The organism is Alistipes indistinctus YIT 12060, assembly GCF_025144995.1.
In the GTDB taxonomy this organism is placed as follows: Bacteria; Bacteroidota; Bacteroidia; order Bacteroidales; family Rikenellaceae; genus Alistipes_A; species Alistipes_A indistinctus.
On record NZ_CP102250.1, the window covers coordinates 386,688 to 408,610 of the forward strand.

The window sequence follows — 21,923 nt, forward strand, 5'->3', positions numbered from 1 at the left end:
AGTCATGGAATTTGTTGAAAGAATCAAGGCGAAAGCCGCAGAAGAGATCAAAACCATCGTCTTGCCCGAAGCTGCCGAAGAGCGGAACATCAAGGCGGCCAACCAAATCATCAAAGAGGGCTTCGCCAAGCTGGTATTGATCGGCAACCCGGACCAGATCCACCATCTGGCCTCTGAATATTACCTCGACGAGATCGGTAAGGCTACGATCGTCGATCCCGAGAACAATCCTAAAAAAGAGGAGTACGTCGAATTGATGCTGAAGCTGCGTGCCAGCAAAGGACTGACCCGCGAACAGGCTGAAAAACTGATCGTCGATCCGCTCTACCTGGCTGCGCTGATGGTCAAAAACGGCGATGTGGACGGCGAGGTGGCCGGTGCGAACAACGCCACGGGCGACGTATTGCGCCCTGCATTCCAGTATGTGAAGACGCTTCCGGGCATCAGCGTTGTATCGGGAGCCTTCATTATGCTGATTCCCGACACGATGTTCGGCGAGCATGGCATGATGGTCTTTGCCGATTGTGCCGTGCATCCCAATCCGACTGCCGAGGAGTTGGCGCAGATCGCGGTTATGACCGGGCGGACGGCCCGCGTGATCGCTGGCATCGAACCGCGCATCGCGATGCTGAGCTTCTCGACGAAAGGCTCGGCCAAAAATGAAATGGTCGACAAGGTGGTTTCCGCGACGCTGCTGGCCCAGCAGATGGACCCTACGCTGATGATCGACGGCGAATTGCAGGCCGATGCGGCGATCGTGCCGGGTATCGGTGCAAAGAAGGCTCCGGGAAGCAAAATCGCCGGCAAGGCCAATGTGCTGGTCTTCCCCACCCTCGAAGTGGGCAACATTGCCTACAAACTGGTACAGCGCATGGCGCACGCCGAAGCTATCGGCCCTATCCTGCAGGGGATGGCCGCACCGATCAACGACCTTTCGCGCGGCTGTTCGGTCGAAGATATCGTCAATCTGGTCGCAATCACTGCCTGCCAGGCCGGCGGCATGAAATAAATACGAATCCTAAATTTCATCATTTACACTCGTAATAATGACTATTCTCGTTTTAAACTGCGGCAGTTCGTCGATCAAATACCAGGTAATCAAAATGTCCTGCGCGAATGAATATTCGCTGCTGGTGAAAGGACAGATCGAACGGATCGGCCTGTCGGACGGGCTGCTGGTACATAAACCGGTAGACAAACCTAAGTTCGAACTGACCAAAAGCATCCCCGACCATACTTCAGGCATCAACCTGATCCTCGAAGCACTGGTGGATCCCGATCACGGCGTACTGAACAGCATTACCGAACTGTCGGCCGTCGGACACCGCGTGGCGCATGGCGGCGAATATTTCAAGGACAGCGCGGTCGTCAACAAAACCGTCAAACAGCAGATCGAGGCTTGCTTCGAACTGGCCCCCCTGCACAATCCGGCCAATCTGAAAGGTATCCTTTCGATGGAGAATATCCTGCCGAACACGCCTCAGGTCGCCGTGTTCGACACCTCGTTCCACCAGACCATTCCGGCCAAAAACTTCATGTATGCCCTTCCCTATAAATATTACGAAGAGTATCGCGTGCGCCGTTACGGTTTCCATGGGACGAGCCATAAGTATGTTGCACAGGTGGGTTGCAAGATGACCGGTATCGATTTCGACCATTCGAAAATCATCACCTGCCATATTGGCAACGGTGCATCGATTACCGCTATTCTGGACGGTAAGTCGTACGACACGTCGATGGGCTTCACTCCGGTGGACGGCCTGATTATGGGTACCCGCTGCGGCAGCACCGATCCCGGCGCGCTGATCTACATTGCTGAGAAAGAGGGGCTTAACCTCGATCGTCTCTCCGGTATGATCAACAAGGAGTCTGGCCTTTACGGCATTACCGGTGTTTCGTCGGATATGCGCGACATCCATGCCGCTGCAAACCGCGGGGATGAACGGGCTAAACTGGCGTTGGCGATGTTCGTCGCCCGGATCAAGAAATTTATCGGACAGTACGCCGCACTGATGGGCGGAGCCGACCTGATCGTCTTTACGGGCGGTGTCGGCGAGAACGACTACCTCGTCCGCGAGTGGGTGTGCGAAGGAATGGAATACATGGGCATCCTGTTCGACAAAGAGGCCAATGACGGCGTCCGTGCGAGGGACATCATTATCTCCACCCCCGACTCGAAAGTCAAGGTGGCAGCCGTTACGACCAACGAAGAGTTGGTGATCGCGTCGGATACGTTCCGTTTGCTAAAAAAACGTTCGGAATAATTCGCCGAAAAGCTGGTATAAAAAGTGCGGAAAGTTCTCCTGCGTTGGCAGGGGAACTTTTTTATTCGTACTTTTAACACCCGAAAACTGAAATCTAAGCTATGATTACGAAACTGGAAGAGCTGATCACCGCCGTAAAGGGGCGGCCTAAGAAAAGAATAGTTGTTGCCTATGCGCAGGATGCTCATACGATCGAGGCGGTCAATGCAGCTGTCGACATGGGGATCGTCGATGCGACACTGGTAGGTGATCCCGAGGAGATTCAGCGCGTGTGTATGGCGCTGGAGATAAATCCGGCCAAATTCACCCTCGTCGCAGGTGGAAGCGATGTGGCCTGCGTGAGCCTGGCGGTGAAAATGGTCAATGACGGTGAAGCCGACGTACTGATGAAGGGATTGGTTTCGACCGATAAATATATGCGGGGCATTCTGAATAAGGAGTACGGACTGCTGCCGCCCAAAGGGGTGCTGAGCCATGTAACGGTGTTCGAACTGCCGATGTATCACAAATTGCTGGTCGTGTCGGATGTGGCGGTTATTCCCTACCCCGACCTGAGTCAGAAGACGGCTATCGTCCGTTACCTGACGGCGACGGCTAAAGTATTGGGTGTCGAGTGCCCCAAGATTGCCGCGATTGCCCCGAGCGAGCAGTTGCTTGCCAGCGTGCAGTCGTCTGTCGAAGCGGCCGTGCTGGCCAAAATGGCCGACCGGGGACAGTTGGGCGACGTGGTTTTGGATGGTCCCCTGGCGTTGGATGTGGCGTTGTTCGAAGAGGTGGCCCGTACGAAACACCTCTCCAGCCCGGTGGCCGGAGATGCCGATTGCCTGCTGATGCCTAACCTCGATGCTGCGAACGTTTTCTTCAAATCGGCCAACCACCTTTGCAATGCTTCGCTGGCGGCGATGGTGGCCGGAACCAAGGCGCCTTGCGTACTTACTTCGCGCGGGGATTCGGCCGAGTCGAAACTCTATTCGATCGCACTGGCCGCGCTGAGTGCAAAATAGTTTTGAGGCCTCACGGGCCGGAAATCAACAATAATCATGGAGAAAATTTACAGGATACTGGTCATCAATCCCGGTTCGACCTCGACCAAAATCGCCGTATTCGACAACGAAAAGGAAGTTTTTTCACGGACGCTGCGCCATTCGACCGAGGAGCTGCAACCGTATAAACAGGTGGCGGACCAGTTCGGATTCCGGAAGCAGTTGATCGTCGATGCACTTTTGGAGGCGAATATCGATATTCAGTCGCTTTCGGCAGTGATTGGCCGGGGTGGCTTGGTCAAACCGATTCCATCGGGCGTTTACGAGGTAAACGAAACGTTGAAGCACGACCTGATCCATGCCCCGCAAGGCGAGCATGCGTCCAATTTGGGCGGATTGCTGGCGGCCGATATTGCTGCGATGGTTCCCGGGGCAAAGGCTTATATCGCCGATCCGGTGGTGGTTGACGAACTGCAGGATATCGCGCGGATCGCCGGGCATGAATTGTTCAAGCGGGTTTCGATTTTCCACGCCCTGAACCAAAAAGCCGTCGCACGCGCTTATGCCCGCAGTGTCGGCAAACAGTACGACGACCTGAATCTGATCGTGGCCCATCTGGGCGGTGGTATTTCGGTCGGGGCACACCGGCACGGCCGTGTGATCGATGTCAGCAACGCATTGGACGGTGAAGGTCCCTTTTCACCCGAGCGTTCCGGGGCGCTGCCGGCCAAACAACTGGTTGACCTCTGTTTCAGCGGTCGCTATACCGAACGGGAGGTCGACCGGATGATCAGCGGCCGGGGCGGTTTGGTGTCGCTGACAGGGTCGAACAATGTGAAAGAGCTGGTAGAACGCGGTCTGAACGGCGACCAGAAGACACTGCGCATTATCGAAGCGATGGCCTATAATGTCGGCAAAGAGGTGGGCTGTATGGCGGCTGTCCTGCACGGTAATGTCAATGCGATCCTGATCACCGGCGGTATAGCTTACAGCGCTTTCATCTGCGACTACATCAAAGCGATGGTGGAGTTCGTTGCCCCGGTCGTGGTAATCCCTGGGGAGGATGAAATGCAGGCCCTGGCTGACAACGCCCTTGAGGTTTTGCGCGGCGAGCGGCAGCCCGAAGTATATAAATAATCGAACTTGTATTAAATAGGTGCCTTCCGGGAATGTGGATACGGCCTTGCAGAAGTTGTGGTAAGGCTTGCCTGTACAGGTGAAGATAACAGCCGAATGTAAAAGATAAGGGGTGAACATGGCGTTCACCCCTTATCTTTTTGTAGTGTCTTGCTTCTTTTTCGTTTGGATGCAGAAGGTTACGGCAGGCTACTTTGCATTGGTCAGTGCCTTGTGTTCCAGGTTCAGTACATTGCCGATCTCCATGAACGAGGCGCCTTTGGCTGCGCCGAAACTGCCGCCCAGTACGACGATCAGGTCCTCTTTCGAGAGCCATTTCTTCTCCTCGAGGTAGTAGAGGATGCTGAGCAGGAAGCCTTCGTGGTTGATGGACGGCTCGCTGTAAATCGCATGGATGCCGTAAGAGATAGCCAAGTGGCGCATGACGCTTTTGCGGTAGCAAACGGCGAAGACGGGTTTTTGGCTGCGGAAAGCGGCCAGGTAGCGCCCGGTGCGCCCCGACAGCGTGTCGATCACGATCGCTTTGACGGGCAGGTTCAGCGTGGCACGCACGGCCGACCGGCACAATTGCGCCGTAATTTCGTTGTTGATGCGCACGAGGTTCATCTCGATGTTCGGGTTGCTGTGGTCCTTTTCCACTTCGGCGGCAACGCGCGCCATCGTTTCGACCGCTTCGACCGGATAGTCGCCGTTGGCCGTCTCGCCACTGAGCATAACTGCGTCGACTCGCTGGTAAATCGCGTTGGCCACGTCGCTGATCTCGGCCCGGGTGGGGCGCGGATTGCTGATCATCGTGTGGAGCATCTGTGTGGCGATGATGACAGGGATTTTGCTTTCGATACATTTGTTGACCAGAAAGCGCTGTGTGCCGGGAATCCTTTCGGCCGGGATTTCCACCCCCAGGTCACCGCGGGCCACCATGATGCCGTAGGTTTCGTCCAGGATTTCGTCGATGTTGTTCACGCCTTCCTGGTTCTCGATCTTCGAAATGATTTTGATCGTACTGTTGCGTTCCTCGATGATCTTTTTTACCGCAAGCACATCCTCTTTTTTGCGGACGAACGAATGGGCGATAAAGTCGATATCCATGTCGATGGCCCAGTTGATGAATTCGAAGTCACGCTCGGTCACCGACGGCAGGTTGATGGGGACATTGGGTATGTTCACGCTTTTACGCGGCTTGATGACCCCGTTGTTCTTGACGCGGCAAATCAGCTCATCGTCTTTTTTTTCAGTCACTTCCATTTCCAGTTCGCCATCGTCGATCAGGATGGCGGCCCCTACCGGAACATCTTTGTAAATCGAAGAGTCGTTGACGTACACCACTTCGTTGTTGGAAGGTTCGTTCGTTTCGGAGCCTTTGATCCGGATCATGTCCCCGCGCGACACCTTAATGCCGGTTTCGAAGCCGGGCGCCATACCGGTTACACGGATTTCGGGGCCTTTGGTGTCTATGATAATGGCAATGCGGTCCGATACTTTGCGGACGTTCTCCACCACCTTGGCGGCGCTTTCGGTCGTTACATGCGCCGAATTGATACGTGCGGCGTTCATGCCCGCTTCATACAGCGACCGGATAAACTCGACGTCGCATCGTTGGTCCGAGATCGTCGCGATAATTTTAGTCCTCTTCTTCATCTTGTGTTTCTGTTAACCGGAAGCCAGGCAGCTTCCGTTTTTATCTTAATCTTCAATCGTGTGTTGTTTCGAATATTCTCGCTGACCGTGCCAATATACCTCGCCCGAGAGGTAAATACGTTCAGGAATGTTAAAGAAAACTCAGGATGGCCAGCCGGTACGAATCGAGTCCGAATCCCATCACCGATCCTTTGCATTTGGGCGCGATCAGCGAGATGTGGCGGAACTCCTCCCGGGCCAGTATGCACGAGATGTGCACCTCCACAACCGGCACCAGTTCCTGCACGCCGCCGATCGCATCAGCCAGCGCGACGGAAGTGTGTGTATAGCCACCGGCATTCAGGATAACGCCGTTGTATACGCCGCGCGCCTCGTGAATGCGATTGATCAGTTCGCCTTCGACATTGGATTGGAAGTAGTCCAATTCTACCTCGGGAAACATGCCTTTGAGCTCCTGCAGGTAGGAGTCGAAAGAGCGCTCCCCGTAAATGTCTTTTTCGCGCTGGCCCAGCAAGTTCAGGTTGGGCCCGTTCATAATCAATAATTTCATCGCATTCGTCAATTTGCCTGATTATCCAAATTCGCCACAAAAATACAGCACCGAATCGAATATTTCGCATATTTTTGCAGTTAAATTGCAGGAATAGTTTGTTTCCGAAAGGTTTTTATACATATTGCAATGGATTTAAGTGGTTTAGGTGAATTCGGACTGATCGAGCTGATCCGGGAACGGTTCGCGTCAATTCCCTCGCATGGATGTGAAGGAATCGGTGACGACTGTGCGGTTCTGCCGCTCAATACGACGGAATCGATGGTCGTAACGACCGATCTGCTCGTGGAGGATATTCATTTCCTGCGTGATCGGATCACTCCTGAACAGTTGGGACGCAAATCCCTTGCCGTAAACCTGAGCGATGTCGCGGCTATGGGGGCTGCCCCGGTCGCATCGTTTCTCTCTTTGTCATTGCCGCCGGGTGTGACCGGAGTGTGGATCGACGCGTTTTTAGCCGGTTATCACGCCCTCTCGACCCAGTTCGGCGTGCCGCTGTTGGGGGGCGATACCACATCGGCCAGGGACCGACTCACCGTCAGCGTAACGGCTATCGGCCGCGCAGAAAACACACATCTCAAACGGCGCGGAGACGCCAAACCGGGAGACAGGATATTCGTAACCGGATACCTGGGCGATTCCGCCCAAGGACTGCAGGATATGCTCTCCGGCCGGGATACGCCCTTCATTGCTTTACATAATAAGCCAGAACCATTTGTAAATGAAGGTATCTGGCTAGGAGGGCGGAATGAGGTGCATGCGATGATGGATATATCGGACGGTATTGCATCGGATCTGCTGCACATTTTACAAATGTCGGGGGTTGGTGCAGAAGTCTCGCTCGATATGATTCCGACGAACACCCCTATCGAACTGGCTGTTGCGGGCGGGGAAGACTATAAGCTTTTGCTGACGGCGGATGTGGGTGCAGCGGCACGGCTGGCCGAAGATTATAAGGCAAAATTCGGTGAACCGCTTTATGAAATCGGCCGGATTGTAGCAGGAGAAGAGATTCGCTGGTTGGATCGCGGCAATCCTGTTTTGCTTGAATGTGAGGGTTTTGCCCATTTTTAACCGAAGCATTGCTTTTTAAAGAGATGTCCATGAAACACTATAAAAAAGTTCTGACGATCGCAGGTTCCGACAGCGGAGGAGGTGCCGGCATACAGGCCGACATTAAAACTATGTCTGCCTGCGGCTGTTATGCGATGAGTGCGATTACGGCTATTACCGCCCAGAATACGGTTGGGGTGAGCAGGATTCACAATGTTCCGGCCGATATGGTGGCGGCGCAAATTGCCGCGGTATTGGAGGATATCGGGGTCGACGCGGTGAAGTTGGGAATGTTGCCGACTGAGGCGTCTGTCGTTGCGATTGCCGGGTTGTTAAAGAAATACGAAGTAACCAATGTGGTGCTCGACCCGGTGATGGTTTCCACTTCGGGTAGCCGATTGATCGATGAACCGGCTGCTGAGGCGATCCGGACCCACCTGTTTCCGTTGGCAACGGTTGTAACACCGAATATTCCCGAAACAGAATACCTGACTGGGTTGGAAATTGGGTCGGAAGCGGATTTCGCTGGTGCTGCCGTTGCCATGTCGCAGCAGCGGGTGCGGGCGGTTTTGTTCAAGGCGGGGCATTTGGATGGAGAGACGTTGACCGACTATCTGTTTGATAGCGAAAAACTTATTCGCCATTACCGTTACGAGCGCATTAATACGCTGAATACACATGGAACGGGATGTTCGTTATCCTCGGCCATCGCTTCATATCTGGCATTGGCATATCCTCTGGCAGAGGCTGTCCAGCTGGCGGAAAATTATCTGCACAAGGCGATTCTCAACGGCTGCGAGTACCGGCTCGGCCACGGTCACGGCCCGGTGCATCACTTTTATAAATGGTGGGCGGAATAGGCCCGGTAGATATTAATTGCTATCTTTACGAAAAATCGGGACAGTGAATTTCTCCGTAAACAAATTCCTGAAAGACCGCAGGCTGTGGATGATCTCGATCATTATCTTTATCCTGTTGATAACGGTTTTCGACAAAAATAACTTGATCGAGGTATGGAAGCTCAACCAGCAACTGAATGAACTGGAGAGCCAGCGCGACTATTACCAGCAGAAGATCACGCAGGACAGTACGATTCTTGAAAATCTCAAAGACGATACCTTCCTGGAGCGTTATGCCCGCGAACATTACCTGATGAAACGTCAGGGAGAGACAATTTATATTATCAAAGAGTAGAGGTAAGGCTACGGAATTCTCATATACTTATGTGTTTGCACTGAGATATTCCATTGCGGATTGCCTTTCGCATACTCCACGATCGCTTCGATCATCCCATCGTAGCGGCTCCATTCGGGTTGCAGGTAAAGGCGGCACCGCTCCCCTACTTTAGCAGCGTTCTCTTCCGCCCAAGCGAAATCGCCGGGTGTTTCGATAATCACTTTCAGTTCATCGGCTTTCGGAAAAACCGAAGGAACGGGCGGTTGCTGTTTTTTCGGAGAGAGGCAAATCCAGTCGAAGTGCCCGCTCAATTCATGAGCACCGGAGGTTTCGAGAAAAATCTGCAATCCTTTTTTGGCTAAAGCATCGGTCAGATAGTCCAGCGGATAGAGCGACGGTTCTCCCCCGGTGATGACGATGGCTTGTGCGGGGTAGGAACAGGCCCGTTCCACGATTGTGTCTACCTCGGTCGGCGGGAAAAGTTTGGGATTCCACGTCATTTTGGCGTCACACCAACGGCATCCTACGTCACAACCGCCCAAGCGGATGAAATAAGCGGGTTTACCGGTGTGGAATCCTTCGCCTTGTATCGTGTAAAAATCCTCGACCAGCGGCAGGCGGCGGCCGCCGTCGAGCAGATCCTCGTTATTCTGCTGCAAGTTCATAAATGTCTTTCAGGTTGCGACCCAGCTGATCGTAGTCCAATCCGTAGCCTACGATGAATTTATCGGGGATCGCCATCGCGTAGTAATCGATCTTGTGCTCTTTTTTGTAAGCTTCGGGTTTGAACAGTAATGTGGATACCGATATGCTGGCGGGGTTGTGCCCGATGAGCGAACGGATCAGGTGTTCTATGCTGCCGCCCGTGTCGACGATGTCCTCGACGATAATGATATGGCGTCCCCGGAGGTTGTTGGTCAACCCGATCAGCTCCTGCACCGCCCCCGTGGACGAGGTGCCGTTGTAAGAGGCCAGCTTGACGAAAGAGACCTCACAGGTGAAATCGATATGCTGGAGCAGCTCGGCCATATACATAAACGAACCGTTGAGCACTCCCAGAAACAAGGGGCACTCCCGCCGGGCATAATCGCGGTTGATCCTTTGGGCGACTTCCCCGATCGCTCCGACCAGTCGGTCGTGCGGAATGGAGAGCCGGAATGTTTTGTTGTGCAGGCGGATGGTCTGGGTCGCAGCCATATTCGTGAAATTTTATCGCGGACGGCCTGTGTGAAATCGGCCGTTTGTGCTTATCTTTGCGCAAAATTAGCAATTAATCGCCAATAATAAAACCGCACCGCACATGACACCCAAAGTGAGCATTATCATGGGCAGTACCTCGGACCTGAAGATCATGGAGGAGGCCGCCAAATTTTTCGATGAAATGGAAATTCCGTACGAAATTAACGCGCTTTCGGCACACCGTGTGCCCGAATTGGTGATGGATTTCGCGAAAAACGCCCACAAAAGGGGCATTAAGGTGGTTATTGCCGGTGCCGGCGGCGCGGCTCACCTGCCCGGTGTCATCGCTGCGCTCACCCCGCTGCCTGTAATCGGCATTCCGATCAAATCGTCGAACTCGATCGACGGGTGGGACAGCATCCTGTCAATTTTGCAGATGCCTGCGGGTATCCCCGTGGCCACGATGGCGCTCGACGGTGCCCGCAACGGAGCGATTCTTGCCGCACAAATCATGGCCACCGGCGATGAAGCGCTGATGGGCAAGGTGCTGGAATTTAAGGCGACGCTCGCCAAGAAAATCGAAAAAGCCAATGCGGAACTGGCGCAGGTCAAAATGAAATTTAAGACTAACTAATCCCCCTTATGGACGATCAAACGCCCGTAAAACCCAATAAGACAACAGTAAGGATGATGATCATACTCATCATCCTGCTGTTGATCGGGATTGCGACCCGATGGAAGTATATCGAAAAGGAGATTGTCGACGTCACCCGGGGGATGTTCAATAAGGAGGCTCCTGCCGCGGACTCATTGCAAAGAAAGTAATTCGCAGTAACCGTCATCTCGTGCGATCTTACGCATGCCATTGTACATATCCGAGAGACGACAGCGGTTACAATTTGTGGAGGTGTAAGATTAAAGGCCTTTCATGGTTACAAATAATCGATCGGCGCGGCTTTGACGGGGATATACCGGATCGGATTATTGCGGTCGCGGTTCGACAGGTCGAAGTAATGAGAATCCATGAATCCGTTTTTATTCAGGGCTACGCCCAAACGGATGCTGATCGTATTGAAAATCAAGTGTTCGTTCTTGATCCGAATCCCCAGCCCTACCGTCGCATAAAAATTATTCTTGAAAATATTGCCGTTGTCGCCGATCAGGCCGAAATCGGCGAAACCGAACATCGCCATTTTGAACTGGGCGATATGCCACGGCGTGAACACGACAGTTTCCGTATTCAGGACCATGCGGTTGGTGCCGTATACCTCTTCTTTCATGCCCCGTAAATCGGCCACGGAGTTGAACTCCAGTGTTTCACGGAATCCGTCCAGGCGATTCCAGCCCCTTGTCGCATTCAGGGTCAGGAATTGGCGGACCGGATATCGTCCGCTTCCCATCAGGTTGGTAAAATAGGTAATCCGGGCCGAAAGCGTCGTGCGGTAGAACTGGCCGCCGGATTGGTTCAGGTAACTGCCCAAACCTGCCCCGATCCCAAAATAACCGATCCGCGTAAAATATCCGGCACTGAACTCCCCGCCGAAATACCACCGGTTTCCGAATTCTCCCCAGGAGTATCCCGTCAGGAAAGCCGTGCGGTAGCCGTAAGCTATATCCTCCGGTACGCCGTAGCCATAGATCAGGCTGGCCAGCTGAAAGCGCTCCTTGTAAAAACCGATACTGCCGATCACCATCGAATTGCTGTGAAAATATGGGTTTAGCGTGCTCGATACTTCGGGGCGGTCGGTGTAATGGAGGTTGAAAAAGCGAGCCGTGAAATAGAGGCTGTTCCGCAAGGCCGGTATCGCAAAAGCCCGTCCCCCCCAAAGGTCGAGTATCGTCCAACGGGCATGAATGGACGTGTCGGGCGGGAAAATATCGATCAGGTCGCGCTTGTACATGAACGAAGCCCCGGCACCATAGTCCGTGGGGCGGATAAACTCTTTCTTGAGTTCGATCCCGTATGCCGAATTGTCGAAGCCCTGCCCCGCTACCACCCTGCCGTCCCAGAAAGTCCCGCCGATATTGGGCATGGAATACTCCACGAGGTTGCCGCCGTACCGGAAGGCGTGCTTCCAGTCCAGATAAGTCCGGATGCTGAACCGGTCGCCGAGGCCGAGGAAGTTATCGTCGTAGATTTCGACCGACGAAGGGCCGTCGCTGTCGATATCGAGGTCCGCGCTGATCGTCCATTTGTCTTTCGTCAGGACGTACATATCTACGATCGTGGTATCATCCGGACGCGGAACGGCGAGGATATTGACATCGGTAATGTAATCGCGCGACCGCAGCAGGCGGCGGTTGTTGCGTATTTCCACCGGATCGAGCGTATCGCCCGTATGGAACAGCAGGTCGTTGCGAATCTGCTTCTCCCGGGTCGGATAGTGCATGGAATTGAGAGTCCGGTCGACCCACCGGTTGCTTCCCTCGAAAACATTGTTGCGGTAGACGTGTATCTCTCCGATCGTGCGTCCGGCAAAACGGGACATGTAGTCGTTCTCGCGCCGGAGCGCACGTTGTTCTTCTTCCGGGTTGCGCGGACGGGCCTTGATCGAGTTGTAAATAAAAGAGGTGAAACGTCGCGGGCCTTCCTTGTCTTTCTTTTGCTGTCTGTCCGGCAGCTCCTTGAGTTCGCGTTCCTTCCCTTTACGGTCGAGCGAATCTTTCTTCCGGTCGGAATCCATAGAAAACCCCTTGGGGATGCAAAGCATCGCCAAAATAACGGGCAGGACTATGTGAAGGCGTAAGGACACTTTATCGGATCGGTTGTCGGATCGGACGGCACGACACACAAAGATAAATATAGAATTATTTTTGGATTTAACGTAAAATCGGTGAAAAACGATACAAAATGGGGCGACTTTTTGCCGCCCCTCCTGTGATTTCCATGTTATGGATAGTTACGGATTCTTTTTTGCTTCTTCTTGTCAGCGCACCAATCCGGAAAATCCCATAAAGGCCATCGCCAGAATGCCGGCTGTAATCAATGCGATGGGGACACCCCGCAATGCTTTTGGAACATTCTCCAGTTCCAACCGTTCCCGCAGGCCGGCAAAGAGGACCAGCGCCAACGTGAATCCGACCGCTACGGCTACGGCATATACCACCGCTTCGCCCAAGTTGTACTCTTTTTGCACCAAGAGGATGGCCACTCCCAGGACGGCGCAGTTCGTAGTAATCAGCGGCAGGAAAATACCGAGCGCCTGATAAAGCGCAGGACTTACTTTCTTGAGCATGATCTCGACCATCTGCACGAGTGCCGCGATCACCAGGATGAATACGATCGTTTGCATATACTCGATATGCAGCGGCACGAGGATATGATATTGGATCAGGTAAGCGGCGATCGAGGCGATGGCAAGCACGAACGTCACGGCGGCCCCCATCCCCAGCGATGTCGAGACTTTACCCGATACGCCCAGAAACGGGCAGATGCCCAGAAACTGTGACAGGACGATATTGTTGACAAAGATCGAGCTGATGATAATAACGAAATACTCCATCCCTATTTGAGTTTAGCCATTAATTTATTGAACAGCACCAGCAGGTAGCCCAGTACGATGAATGCTCCCGGAGCCAGGATAAACAACAGCATTCCGTCGCCATGGATGAATTTCATGCCGAATATCGCTCCGCTGCCGAGCATCTCCCGTACTGCGCCGATCACCGTCAGAGAAAGCGTGAACCCCAATCCGATGCCCAGTCCGTCCATAGCCGAGTCGAGCACGTTGTTCTTTGAGGCGAATGCCTCGGCCCGGCCGAGTATGATACAGTTCACGACGATCAGCGGAATGTAGACGCCCAGCGTGTTGTACAGGTCCGGTGTGTAGGCCTCCATACAGAGCTGTACGACAGTAACGAAAGCGGCGATCACTACGATGAACGACGGGATGCGGACCTGTGCCGGGATCAGGTTTTTGACCAGCGAAATCACCACGTTCGACAGTGTCAGCACGAAGAGCGTGGCTAACCCCATACCCATGCCGTTGACGGCAGAGGTGGTGGTACCGAGCGTGGGGCACATGCCCAACAGCAAAACGAACGTCGGATTCTCGCGAATGATGCCTTTGGTCAGCAGTTGCAGTTTACTCATGATTCGCCTCCTTTCCTGTTTTATCGGTTGTGCCGGTTATCTGCCCGAATACCTTATAGGCCCTTGCCACGGCATCGGTGTAGGCGCGCGACGAGATGGTGGCGGCGGTAATCGCATCCACATCGCCTCCATCTTTTTTGACCGACAGCCGGAAGGTCCCGGGGTTTTTATTGTCGAACTGCAAAGCGAAGTCCGATTTCGTCTTCTCCATTTTGTCGCCGAGTCCGGGTGTCTCGCTTTGCGACAATGTTTCGACCCGGTAGATCGTGCCGTCGGGAAGAAAACCTGCCATCAGACGGATTATTCCCCCGAAACCGTTGTTCGAGAACGTTTCGATGGCGTAGCCGACCGTTTGTCCCTGTCGGGTACCCTGATAGATCTTTATTTCCCCGCCGTCAATCGCCAAGGCCTGTACTGAATCTCCGGGCCGGTTGTCGAACGGAGGGAGCACTTTTGCGATTGCCTGTGTAATTTTGGCCGCTTTGGCTTCGGCGATCGGCCCGGCCGTAACGCGGTAAACCACCCCGACGGCCAGCGATGCGACCAGGGTAATTGTCAACAGCGTCAGGATCATATTTTTCAGCGAACTTTCCATATCCGTCATTTTATCGCCCGGGCCACTGCGCCGAATCGTTTGGGTTTGATATATTTGTTAATCAACGGAACCACGGCATTCATAATCAGGATCGCGAACGACATACCTTCCGGATAGGCGCCCCATACGCGGATCAGGATGGTGATAACCCCGATGCCGATCCCATAAACGGCCATTCCGCGCGGTGTCATCGGGGAGGTTACATAGTCCGTCGCCATAAAAATAGCGCCCAGCAATGCGCCGCCGGTCAGGACTTGGAACAGCGGATTCATGTAGTGCAACGGGTCTATTCCCCATAAAATGCCGCTGAACACGGCCATCGAACCGATTACGGAAACGGGAATATGCCAGGTAATGACTTTGCGGTATAGCAGGTAGATAAATCCCAACAGCAACGCCAGTGCCGCGATTTCCCCGAGCGAACCGGCCTTGAAGCCGAGCAGCATGTCCCCGTAGGAGATTTTATGCGCGATGTCGGCCGTGGTTTGGCCGCTGCTCAGAGCTGTTTTGACATACCCCAACAGCGTCGGGCCTGATATCGCATCCACGGCCGGACCTACTTCAGTGAGCATTTCATCTGCCATGGCCGATGCTCCCGAAAGGGAATCGACTCCTTCCGGCGTGGCGAATACGGTCATTTGTACGGGGAAAGAGATCAGCAGGAAGACACGGCCGACCAGTGCAGGATTAAACGGGTTGCAGCCCAGGCCGCCGAATGTCATTTTCCCTACCCCGATAGCCACCAGCGCACCCAGTATAATCATCCACACCGGCAACGACGGAGGCAGGTTGAAACCGAGCAGGACGCCCGTCACAACAGCCGAGCAATCCCCCACCGTCGGCCGTCCGTTCAACAGGTAACGCTGGATCAGGTATTCGAACAGTACACAAGAGAGGACTGCGACACCCGTTACCAGCAACGCTGAACCGCCGTAAACGATCACCGAAACGACCAGCGCGGGAAAAAGCGCGATGAGCACGTCGATCATCAGCCTCGTCGTCGAGACGGGGGTATGTATATGGGGTGAAGGCGATACGACTAATTTCTTCTCCATTGGGCTCAATCGGAATATGCGGGTAGTGTTCTTCTTTGTCGTTTATTCAGGATTTACGGGCTCGTATCCTTTTGATCGTTTCGCTTTTACCGAGCCTGATATAATCCAATAGCGGAAGTGCTGCCGGACAGGTATAGGCGCAGGAACCGCATTCGATGCAATCGGTGATTTTCAGCGGTTCGAGTTCATCGTACCGGCCGCGCTGGGACAGTTTGCTCATCAGGTACGGTTCCAGTGCCATCGGGCAGACGCTGACGCACTTGGCGCATTTGATGCAACTGCCGGATGCGGGTCTGAGGGCTTCGCAGTTACGCATAATCACTACGCCCGACGTCCCTTTCGTGACCGGAGCGTCGATATTGGACACCGCCCGTCCCATCATCGGACCGCCGTTGATTACTTTCAGCGAATCTTGAGGCATGCCGCCGCAAAGCTCTATCAATGAGCGGATCGGAGTTCCGATTCGCACCAGCAGGTTAGCCGGATGGGCCAACGTTTTACCGGTAACGGTTACGACCCGTTCGACCAAGGGCTTGTTCTTTTGCACAGCCTCGTACACGGCAAACGCGGTTCCTATATTCTGCACGACAGCGCCGACGTCGATAGGCAGCCCGCCCGAAGGCACTTCACGCCCCAGAAGAGCCTGGATCAACTGCTTCTCGCCTCCTTGCGGGTATTTCGTGCGCAACGGCACGATTTCGATTTGCGGGTAGCCGATGGCGAGCGCAGTCAGGTGTGAAACGGCGTCCGGTTTATTATTTTCGATACCGATGAACGCTTTCGTTACCCCGAGCGCTCTGCATAAAATATCTATGCCGACCAACACTTCGGCTCCCCGTTCCAGCATTGTACGGTAATCGGCCGTCAGGTAAGGTTCGCACTCGGCTCCGTTTACGATCAGGTATTCGGCCCGTTTGCCGGGCGGCACGCTCAGTTTGACCTGCGTGGGGAAAGTAGCTCCCCCCATGCCGACGATACCCGCCGCCGTTATCCTGGCAATAATCTCTTCATCGGTTAGATAGCACTCTTTGATGAGTGTGTCGCCGCAGTCGATCCCATCGGCCCATTCGTCTCCTTCCCGCCTGATGGTGACCGCTATTCTACGAATGCCTCCTGCGTCCGGCACGGAATCGACGGCTGTCACCTGGCCCGAAACAGGGCTGTGCACATTGGCCGACACGAATCCCGCAGCCTGTCCGATCAGTTGCCCGGCTTTCACATAATCGCCTTTGCCTACACAGGGTTCGGCCGGGGCCCCGATATGCTGGGAAAGCGGTACGGTCACCGAATCCGGCAACGGAACCGTCGTAATGGGTGCATCCTTGCTGATCTTGTTACCGGGAGGATGAATACCTCCTATCCTGAAACTTTTCAACATTTCGTCCGGCTAAAATAGTGTGGGTTCGCTTGGGTTTTGCGGTTTGGTATTCGGATGCGGCGTAACCGCAGGAGTATCGGAACCGCTGTTATTCGGCACTGTAACAGTAGCTAAAGCCGGAATACGATCGGCCGGCGGTGTAGCTGCCGTAACCGGCTCTTTTTTGCGGGGCGGAAAGTTCACTTCGAGTATCGCGCCCGTAGGGCATTCCACGACGCATTTACGGCAAAGTTTACACAATTCGGCATCGATATAAGCCAAATGGTTGTCGAGCGAAATCGCTCCGAACGGACAGGTTTTGACACATTTCCCGCAGCCGATGCAGGCCGCGGAGCAAGCTTTGCGGGCCAGCGCTCCCTTTTCCTTACTTGAGCAGGCCACGTAGATGCGACGCCCTTTGACACCTTTTTTGCGTAATTCGATAATGGATTTGGGGCAAGCCTTGACGCATGCGCCACAGGCCGTGCATTTGTCCTCGTCCACCTCCGGCAGTCCGGAAATGGGATTCATGCTCAGGGCTCCGAACGAACAGACCGTTACGCAATCGCCTTGCCCCAGGCATCCGAATGTGCAGGAAGTTTCACCGGCATACAGGGCTGCTTCCACGGCACAGGACGAGGCTCCGTTGAAAATATTGGTCCGGGGACGTTTGTCGCAATTTCCGGCGCAGCGGATTACCGCTACTTCGGGACCTTTATCGGCAACGGCTTTCCCCAGGTAAGACGCTATTCCCTGCATGGTGCCGGCGCCGCCTACCGGACAGTAAAGCGCGGAGAGGTCATCGTTTTTCACCAAGGCATCCGCCATGCCCTTGCAGCCCGGAAATCCGCAGCCGCCGCAGTTGGCACCGGGAAGCATGCCTTCGACGACTCCGATACGGGGGTCTTCCACCACCTTGAACTTCTGCGCGACGAAATAGAGGATCACAGCAGATAGTACACCCAAAATGCAAAGCACTAAAACGGTAAACAGCAATGTTTCGTTCATTCGATTCTTCCGACCTCTTTATTCCTCTATTCCGTTATCTTGTTCTATTTTACTGATGCTGAACTGAATCTCTTTGGCGATACGGTTCCGGAACCGATACAGCACCACATAATAGGCGCCCAGGACACCGAGTCCCGAAAGGCCAGCGACGAGTTCGCTGATGCCGCTTTGCAGCAGGGCGATCAACAGGACGAAGACCAGCAGGAACGGATAAGCATAGGCTATCAACGCCGCTTTGATCCCCATTCCTTCCGAAATAGAGACGTTCACCTCTTCTCCTTCCCGGTATGTGTGCGCATTGATCGTGACGACGTTGAGTATCCTCTCCTCACCCTCTTCCATCCCGCATACTTTACGGGCATGGCAGGCTCCGCAGGCGCTCTCGGGCCGCATCAGTACGTCTACCGTACCCCTGCCGCTCTGAACGACGGTACCTTTGTGTGTGATTGTGTCTTTCACCGCAGTAGTTTCCTTGGATTAACAACCGTAGCGGCTGGTGAGCGGCATGATCCGGTTCTTGCCCAGCACGCAGCTCGACAGGCGCAGTACCGGGCAGAACTGGTAGCGTTTGTGCTCGTTGCGGATGACCATGCCGTAAACGTGGTACACATCCTCTTCATCGAAACCGGCGTTGATAATCTCTTCGCGGCTCTGTCCCTCTTCCAGCATGCGGTACAGGATCGCATCGAGAATGTCATACGGCAGGAGGGTATCGGAATCCTTTTGGTTGGGCCTCAGTTCTGCCGAAGGCGCTTTCAGGATCGTATTGGACGGTATAATTTCACCGTTGCGGTTGATGTAGCGGGCCAGGTCGTAAACTTCCGACTTGTAGAGATCCCCGATAATGCTGATCGCCCCGACACTGTCGCCGTACAGCGTTCCGTAACCGACCGCGCTTTCGCTCTTGTTGGAGGTGTTCAGCAGGATATGCCCGAATTTATTAGAGAGGGCCATCAGCATCATGCCCCGCAAACGGGCCTGCATATTCTCTTCAGTCACGTCGAACGGCAGTTCACCAAAAATAGGGCCGAGGGTCTGGGTCAGCGTTGCAAATGTTTGTGTGATCGGGACGATCTGGTACCGCGCTCCGAGGTTTTCCGCCAAAATACGGGCATCATCGACCGAATGGTCGGAAGAGAACTGCGAAGGCATCAGCAGGACGTGTACATTTTCCGGCCCCAATACTTCGGCAGCCAGGGCGGCCACAACCGCGGAGTCGATCCCGCCCGACAGTCCGATGCAGGCCGAGAGAAAGCCGTTTTTTCGGAAAAAGTCCCCGAGCCCCAGCTTGATGGCGCGGTATACGTTGATGGTTTTATTTTGTTCGGGAATTTTGCAGGGGGGGACGTCCGCATTCAGATCGATTACATGGAAATCCTCCTCGAAACTTTTCAGCAACGCGAGCGCTTCGCCCCGGCTGTTAAAGACAGCGGACGAACCGTCGTAAATCACATCGGTCTGCCCGCCCACGTTGTTGACGTACACGACGGTCTTACCCGTCATGAATGCGAGTCTGCGGTAAAAATCGTACCGGTTTTCGATGCAGCCCCGCATATAATGACTGTTGCACAGATTGACGATAATGTCGGCATAGTCGCCGTACTCCTGTTCGGTCTTGATGTCGCTGCCTACGACCACGGCGACTTTCGTGCCGCGTATTTTGATATACTCGCAACCTTTCGACGGGGAGAGATGAAAGAGTTCGTCGCGCGAATCGATCGTTTTTTTACCGACATACCGTTTGATCTTCCGGTCCTCGATCAGGGCGGCTACGCTGATTGTTTTGTTGTTCGTGCTTTGGGCGGGCATGCCGACCAGCACGGAAATATTGTCGCAATAGGAGGCGATCTCTACAAGCGAATCTTCGCACAGGTCCAAAAACGAGACTTTGTTGAGCAGGTCGTAGGCAGGAGCGCCGCTGACGGCTTGCTCGCTGAATACCAGCAGGTCCACGCCCTGGGCTTTAGCCTGGTTGACACAACCGATAATCTTCATCTTATTCGCCTCGAAGTCACCGATCGTGTAGTTCATCTGTGCTAACGCTATTTTCATTGCCGCCGACGTTATAGATTAGTAATCCCTGCAAAGATACAATTTTTGTTTATACGTGCCACCTTTTTCCGTGTTCATCCTATAATAAATGGATCGAAGTTACGTTACTCCGAAAAGCCCGCAGCCACTAATCTTTATAAAAATCACACGGGCTATTGTTTAATTAAAATTTATCCCTATCTTTGCACCGTCAAACAAAAAACATGGTGCCATAGCTCAGTTGGTAGAGCAACGGACTGAAAATCCGTGTGTCCCTAGTTCGATTCTTGGTGGCACCACTAATGAAACCGCAAATTCCCTGGACTTGATCTAAGTTCGGGGAATCTTGCTTTTATCCCCGTTGCATGGATGCAGCAGCAAAACCGATAAAGGTTTCTCGCAAATCGTTTATCGGAAATTCCTGTACTGCTTTCAATTTTAGTATGGCCATGGCTAACACATTTGCGGATAGGATCGTTGAATTCAACCGGAATTTACATTATACCGGCGAGCTGCCCGAGGGTTTTCAGGTCATGAATCCTTATCTGGATAATCCGGAGACGCTACAAGTGATGGAGCAATTCTACCGGAAATATTACAACGATTCGGAACCGCGCAGGTTTATCGTCGGAATCAACCCCAGCAGGCACGGTGCGGGAGTGACCGGCGTGCCGTTTACCGATACGAAGCGTTTGGAAGAGGTTTGCGGCATTCGGATGACTTCGGCGCATACGCATGAGGTTTCTTCCGTTTTCATGTACGAAATGATCCGCGAGTATGGCGGGGCCGGAAAGTTTTACCGGCAGTTTTACATCAACTCACCGTTCCCGCTGGCCATCGTCCGTCAGACAAAAGAGGGCAAATGGTTAAATGCCAACTATTATGACGACCCCACCCTATTTCGGATGACGGAAAATTTCATGATCGACTCGCTAAAGAAACACATCGGCCTCGGATTGGATACTTCCGAAGTTTTTATCCTGGGAAAGAAAAATGCCGATTATATCGAAAAACTCAACAGGAAAGCCAAACTGTTCGGCCGGTTGACCGTACTCGAACATCCGAGATACATCCAGCAATACAAATCCAAAGATCAGCGTTCGTATATCGACAAATATATTTTGACGTTGGAACGCTCCTGACACATGTCTACCGTGCAGTCGGTCATTGCAAACAGAACCTATGAACTACCTTGCCCATATTTTTCTATCCGGACCGGACCGGCAAATCCGACTCGGCAATTTCATCGGCGACGCGGTAAAAGGCAACTCTTACAACGATTATCCGTCGGCGATCCGGAAAGGCATCTTGCTCCATCGTGCAATAGACGACTATACGGACCACCATCCTGCGTTCATCGAATGTGTGCGGCGGCTCAAGCCCTGTTTCGGACGATATTCGTCCATTCTGGCCGACATTTACTTCGACTATCTGCTGGCGTCGCGGTTCCAGGAATTCTCCGAGGTGCCGTTAAAAAGATTCACCAGAAACTTTTACTGGACGATGATCCTTTATCGTCATCGTTTGCCGGCACGGATCAAACGGTTCATGTGGCATTTTATCGGCACCGGCCGCCTGGACAAATATGCTTCGGTAGGCGGTATCCGCAATTCACTGGAGATTATGGTCCGCGTCGGCCGGATCGAACTTCCGGTAGAGAGGGCCGTGGATTACCTGGCGACGCACGAGGAGGAACTTTGGGTGGATTTCAAGCCATTTTTCGGTTCACTGCAACTCTATTGTGCCGATTGGATAGCGACACACCAATCCGCTAAAGGCAAATAAGGCAGCATATCCGAAAGAA

General features: G+C 53.5%; 24 protein-coding genes and 1 tRNA gene. 12 read left to right on the plus strand and 13 right to left on the minus strand.

What is annotated here, in order from left to right:
* Positions 1 to 4: 4 nt before the first annotated feature.
* The 4 genes from pta to buk all read left to right on the plus strand — a co-directional run bounded on the left by pta (position 5) and on the right by buk (position 4,384).
* Positions 5 to 1,009: a phosphate acetyltransferase gene (gene pta / locus NQ495_RS01845; protein ID WP_009134680.1), complete on the plus strand. Its 1,005-nt coding sequence runs from the start codon at positions 5 to 7 to the stop codon at positions 1,007 to 1,009.
* Between the two features lie 37 nt (positions 1,010 to 1,046).
* A complete protein-coding gene (locus NQ495_RS01850) occupies positions 1,047 to 2,264 on the plus strand; it encodes an acetate/propionate family kinase (protein ID WP_009134679.1) in 1,218 nt (405 codons plus the stop codon).
* A 101-nt stretch (positions 2,265 to 2,365) separates the two neighbouring features.
* Positions 2,366 to 3,268 (plus strand): phosphate acyltransferase, encoded by a 903-nt coding sequence (locus tag NQ495_RS01855; protein ID WP_009134678.1) that lies wholly within the window; start codon positions 2,366 to 2,368, stop codon positions 3,266 to 3,268.
* 36 nt (positions 3,269 to 3,304) lie between these two features.
* Complete coding sequence (gene buk, locus NQ495_RS01860) at positions 3,305 to 4,384, plus strand: butyrate kinase (RefSeq protein ID WP_009134677.1); 1,080 nt, start codon at positions 3,305 to 3,307, stop codon at positions 4,382 to 4,384.
* A 189-nt stretch (positions 4,385 to 4,573) separates the two neighbouring features.
* On the opposite strand, the gene pyk is transcribed toward buk, so the two are convergent.
* Both pyk and NQ495_RS01870 read right to left on the minus strand, forming a co-directional pair.
* A complete protein-coding gene (gene pyk / locus NQ495_RS01865) occupies positions 4,574 to 6,022 on the minus strand; it encodes a pyruvate kinase (protein ID WP_009134676.1) in 1,449 nt (482 codons plus the stop codon).
* A gap of 130 nt (positions 6,023 to 6,152) precedes the next feature.
* The gene (locus tag NQ495_RS01870; protein ID WP_009134675.1) at positions 6,153 to 6,572 is read right to left on the minus strand and encodes a type II 3-dehydroquinate dehydratase; all 420 of its coding nucleotides are present in this window, start codon (positions 6,570 to 6,572) and stop codon (positions 6,153 to 6,155) included.
* Positions 6,573 to 6,701: 129 nt separating this feature from the next.
* On the opposite strand from NQ495_RS01870, the gene thiL reads away from it, so the two are divergent.
* The 3 genes from thiL to NQ495_RS01885 are packed head-to-tail and all read left to right on the plus strand — an operon-like array spanning position 6,702 to position 8,819.
* The gene (gene thiL / locus NQ495_RS01875; RefSeq protein WP_009134674.1) at positions 6,702 to 7,646 is read left to right on the plus strand and encodes a thiamine-phosphate kinase; all 945 of its coding nucleotides are present in this window, start codon (positions 6,702 to 6,704) and stop codon (positions 7,644 to 7,646) included.
* A 29-nt stretch (positions 7,647 to 7,675) separates the two neighbouring features.
* Positions 7,676 to 8,485, plus strand: a complete 810-nt coding sequence (gene thiD, locus NQ495_RS01880) for a bifunctional hydroxymethylpyrimidine kinase/phosphomethylpyrimidine kinase (RefSeq protein ID WP_009134673.1) — start codon at positions 7,676 to 7,678, stop codon at positions 8,483 to 8,485.
* Between the two features lie 43 nt (positions 8,486 to 8,528).
* Entirely contained in the window at positions 8,529 to 8,819 is a 291-nt protein-coding gene (locus NQ495_RS01885) for an FtsB family cell division protein (RefSeq protein ID WP_009134672.1), read from the plus strand.
* A gap of 8 nt (positions 8,820 to 8,827) precedes the next feature.
* On the opposite strand, the gene NQ495_RS01890 is transcribed toward NQ495_RS01885, so the two are convergent.
* Complete coding sequence (locus NQ495_RS01890; protein ID WP_009134671.1) at positions 8,828 to 9,466, minus strand: 7-carboxy-7-deazaguanine synthase QueE; 639 nt, start codon at positions 9,464 to 9,466, stop codon at positions 8,828 to 8,830.
* Positions 9,447 to 9,998, minus strand: a complete 552-nt coding sequence (gene hpt / locus NQ495_RS01895) for a hypoxanthine phosphoribosyltransferase (RefSeq protein WP_009134670.1) — start codon at positions 9,996 to 9,998, stop codon at positions 9,447 to 9,449. Before hpt ends, NQ495_RS01890 begins: the two co-directional genes overlap by 20 nt.
* Positions 9,999 to 10,101: 103 nt before the next feature.
* Between hpt and purE the strand changes: the two genes are divergently transcribed.
* Positions 10,102 to 10,614: a 5-(carboxyamino)imidazole ribonucleotide mutase gene (purE, locus tag NQ495_RS01900; protein WP_009134669.1), complete on the plus strand. Its 513-nt coding sequence runs from the start codon at positions 10,102 to 10,104 to the stop codon at positions 10,612 to 10,614.
* A 53-nt stretch (positions 10,615 to 10,667) separates the two neighbouring features.
* Positions 10,668 to 10,805, plus strand: coding sequence for a hypothetical protein (locus tag NQ495_RS01905; protein WP_009134668.1), 138 nt, complete (start codon positions 10,668 to 10,670; stop codon positions 10,803 to 10,805).
* A gap of 107 nt (positions 10,806 to 10,912) precedes the next feature.
* On the opposite strand, the gene NQ495_RS01910 is transcribed toward NQ495_RS01905, so the two are convergent.
* The 9 genes from NQ495_RS01910 to NQ495_RS01950 form a co-directional block, all read right to left on the minus strand.
* Entirely contained in the window at positions 10,913 to 12,664 is a 1,752-nt protein-coding gene (locus tag NQ495_RS01910; protein WP_009134667.1) for a BamA/TamA family outer membrane protein, read from the minus strand.
* A 243-nt stretch (positions 12,665 to 12,907) separates the two neighbouring features.
* Entirely contained in the window at positions 12,908 to 13,483 is a 576-nt protein-coding gene (gene rsxA, locus NQ495_RS01915; RefSeq protein ID WP_009134666.1) for an electron transport complex subunit RsxA, read from the minus strand.
* A 2-nt stretch (positions 13,484 to 13,485) separates the two neighbouring features.
* On the minus strand, positions 13,486 to 14,073 hold the full coding sequence (locus NQ495_RS01920) for an RnfABCDGE type electron transport complex subunit E (protein ID WP_009134665.1): 588 nt from the start codon (positions 14,071 to 14,073) through the stop codon (positions 13,486 to 13,488).
* Positions 14,066 to 14,668: an RnfABCDGE type electron transport complex subunit G gene (locus NQ495_RS01925; protein ID WP_009134664.1), complete on the minus strand. Its 603-nt coding sequence runs from the start codon at positions 14,666 to 14,668 to the stop codon at positions 14,066 to 14,068. The genes NQ495_RS01920 and NQ495_RS01925 overlap by 8 nt, the downstream gene beginning before the upstream one ends.
* Positions 14,669 to 14,673: 5 nt before the next feature.
* Complete coding sequence (locus NQ495_RS01930; protein WP_009134663.1) at positions 14,674 to 15,723, minus strand: RnfABCDGE type electron transport complex subunit D; 1,050 nt, start codon at positions 15,721 to 15,723, stop codon at positions 14,674 to 14,676.
* A gap of 46 nt (positions 15,724 to 15,769) precedes the next feature.
* Positions 15,770 to 17,101 (minus strand): electron transport complex subunit RsxC, encoded by a 1,332-nt coding sequence (gene rsxC, locus NQ495_RS01935; protein ID WP_009134662.1) that lies wholly within the window; start codon positions 17,099 to 17,101, stop codon positions 15,770 to 15,772.
* 9 nt (positions 17,102 to 17,110) lie between these two features.
* Positions 17,111 to 18,088 (minus strand): RnfABCDGE type electron transport complex subunit B, encoded by a 978-nt coding sequence (locus NQ495_RS01940; RefSeq protein WP_009134661.1) that lies wholly within the window; start codon positions 18,086 to 18,088, stop codon positions 17,111 to 17,113.
* Between the two features lie 18 nt (positions 18,089 to 18,106).
* Positions 18,107 to 18,547 (minus strand): SoxR reducing system RseC family protein, encoded by a 441-nt coding sequence (locus NQ495_RS01945; protein ID WP_009134660.1) that lies wholly within the window; start codon positions 18,545 to 18,547, stop codon positions 18,107 to 18,109.
* Positions 18,548 to 18,565: 18 nt separating this feature from the next.
* Complete coding sequence (locus tag NQ495_RS01950; protein ID WP_040294587.1) at positions 18,566 to 20,140, minus strand: NAD+ synthase; 1,575 nt, start codon at positions 20,138 to 20,140, stop codon at positions 18,566 to 18,568.
* A gap of 205 nt (positions 20,141 to 20,345) precedes the next feature.
* Between NQ495_RS01950 and NQ495_RS01955 the strand changes: the two genes are divergently transcribed.
* The 3 genes from NQ495_RS01955 (at position 20,346) to NQ495_RS01965 (ending at position 21,904) form a co-directional block, all read left to right on the plus strand.
* A tRNA-Phe gene (locus NQ495_RS01955) sits at positions 20,346 to 20,418 on the plus strand.
* A gap of 150 nt (positions 20,419 to 20,568) precedes the next feature.
* Positions 20,569 to 21,261 (plus strand): SMUG2 DNA glycosylase family protein, encoded by a 693-nt coding sequence (locus NQ495_RS01960; protein WP_040294733.1) that lies wholly within the window; start codon positions 20,569 to 20,571, stop codon positions 21,259 to 21,261.
* Positions 21,262 to 21,301: 40 nt separating this feature from the next.
* Positions 21,302 to 21,904: an acyl carrier protein phosphodiesterase gene (locus NQ495_RS01965; RefSeq protein ID WP_009134657.1), complete on the plus strand. Its 603-nt coding sequence runs from the start codon at positions 21,302 to 21,304 to the stop codon at positions 21,902 to 21,904.
* Positions 21,905 to 21,923: the final 19 nt, after the last annotated feature.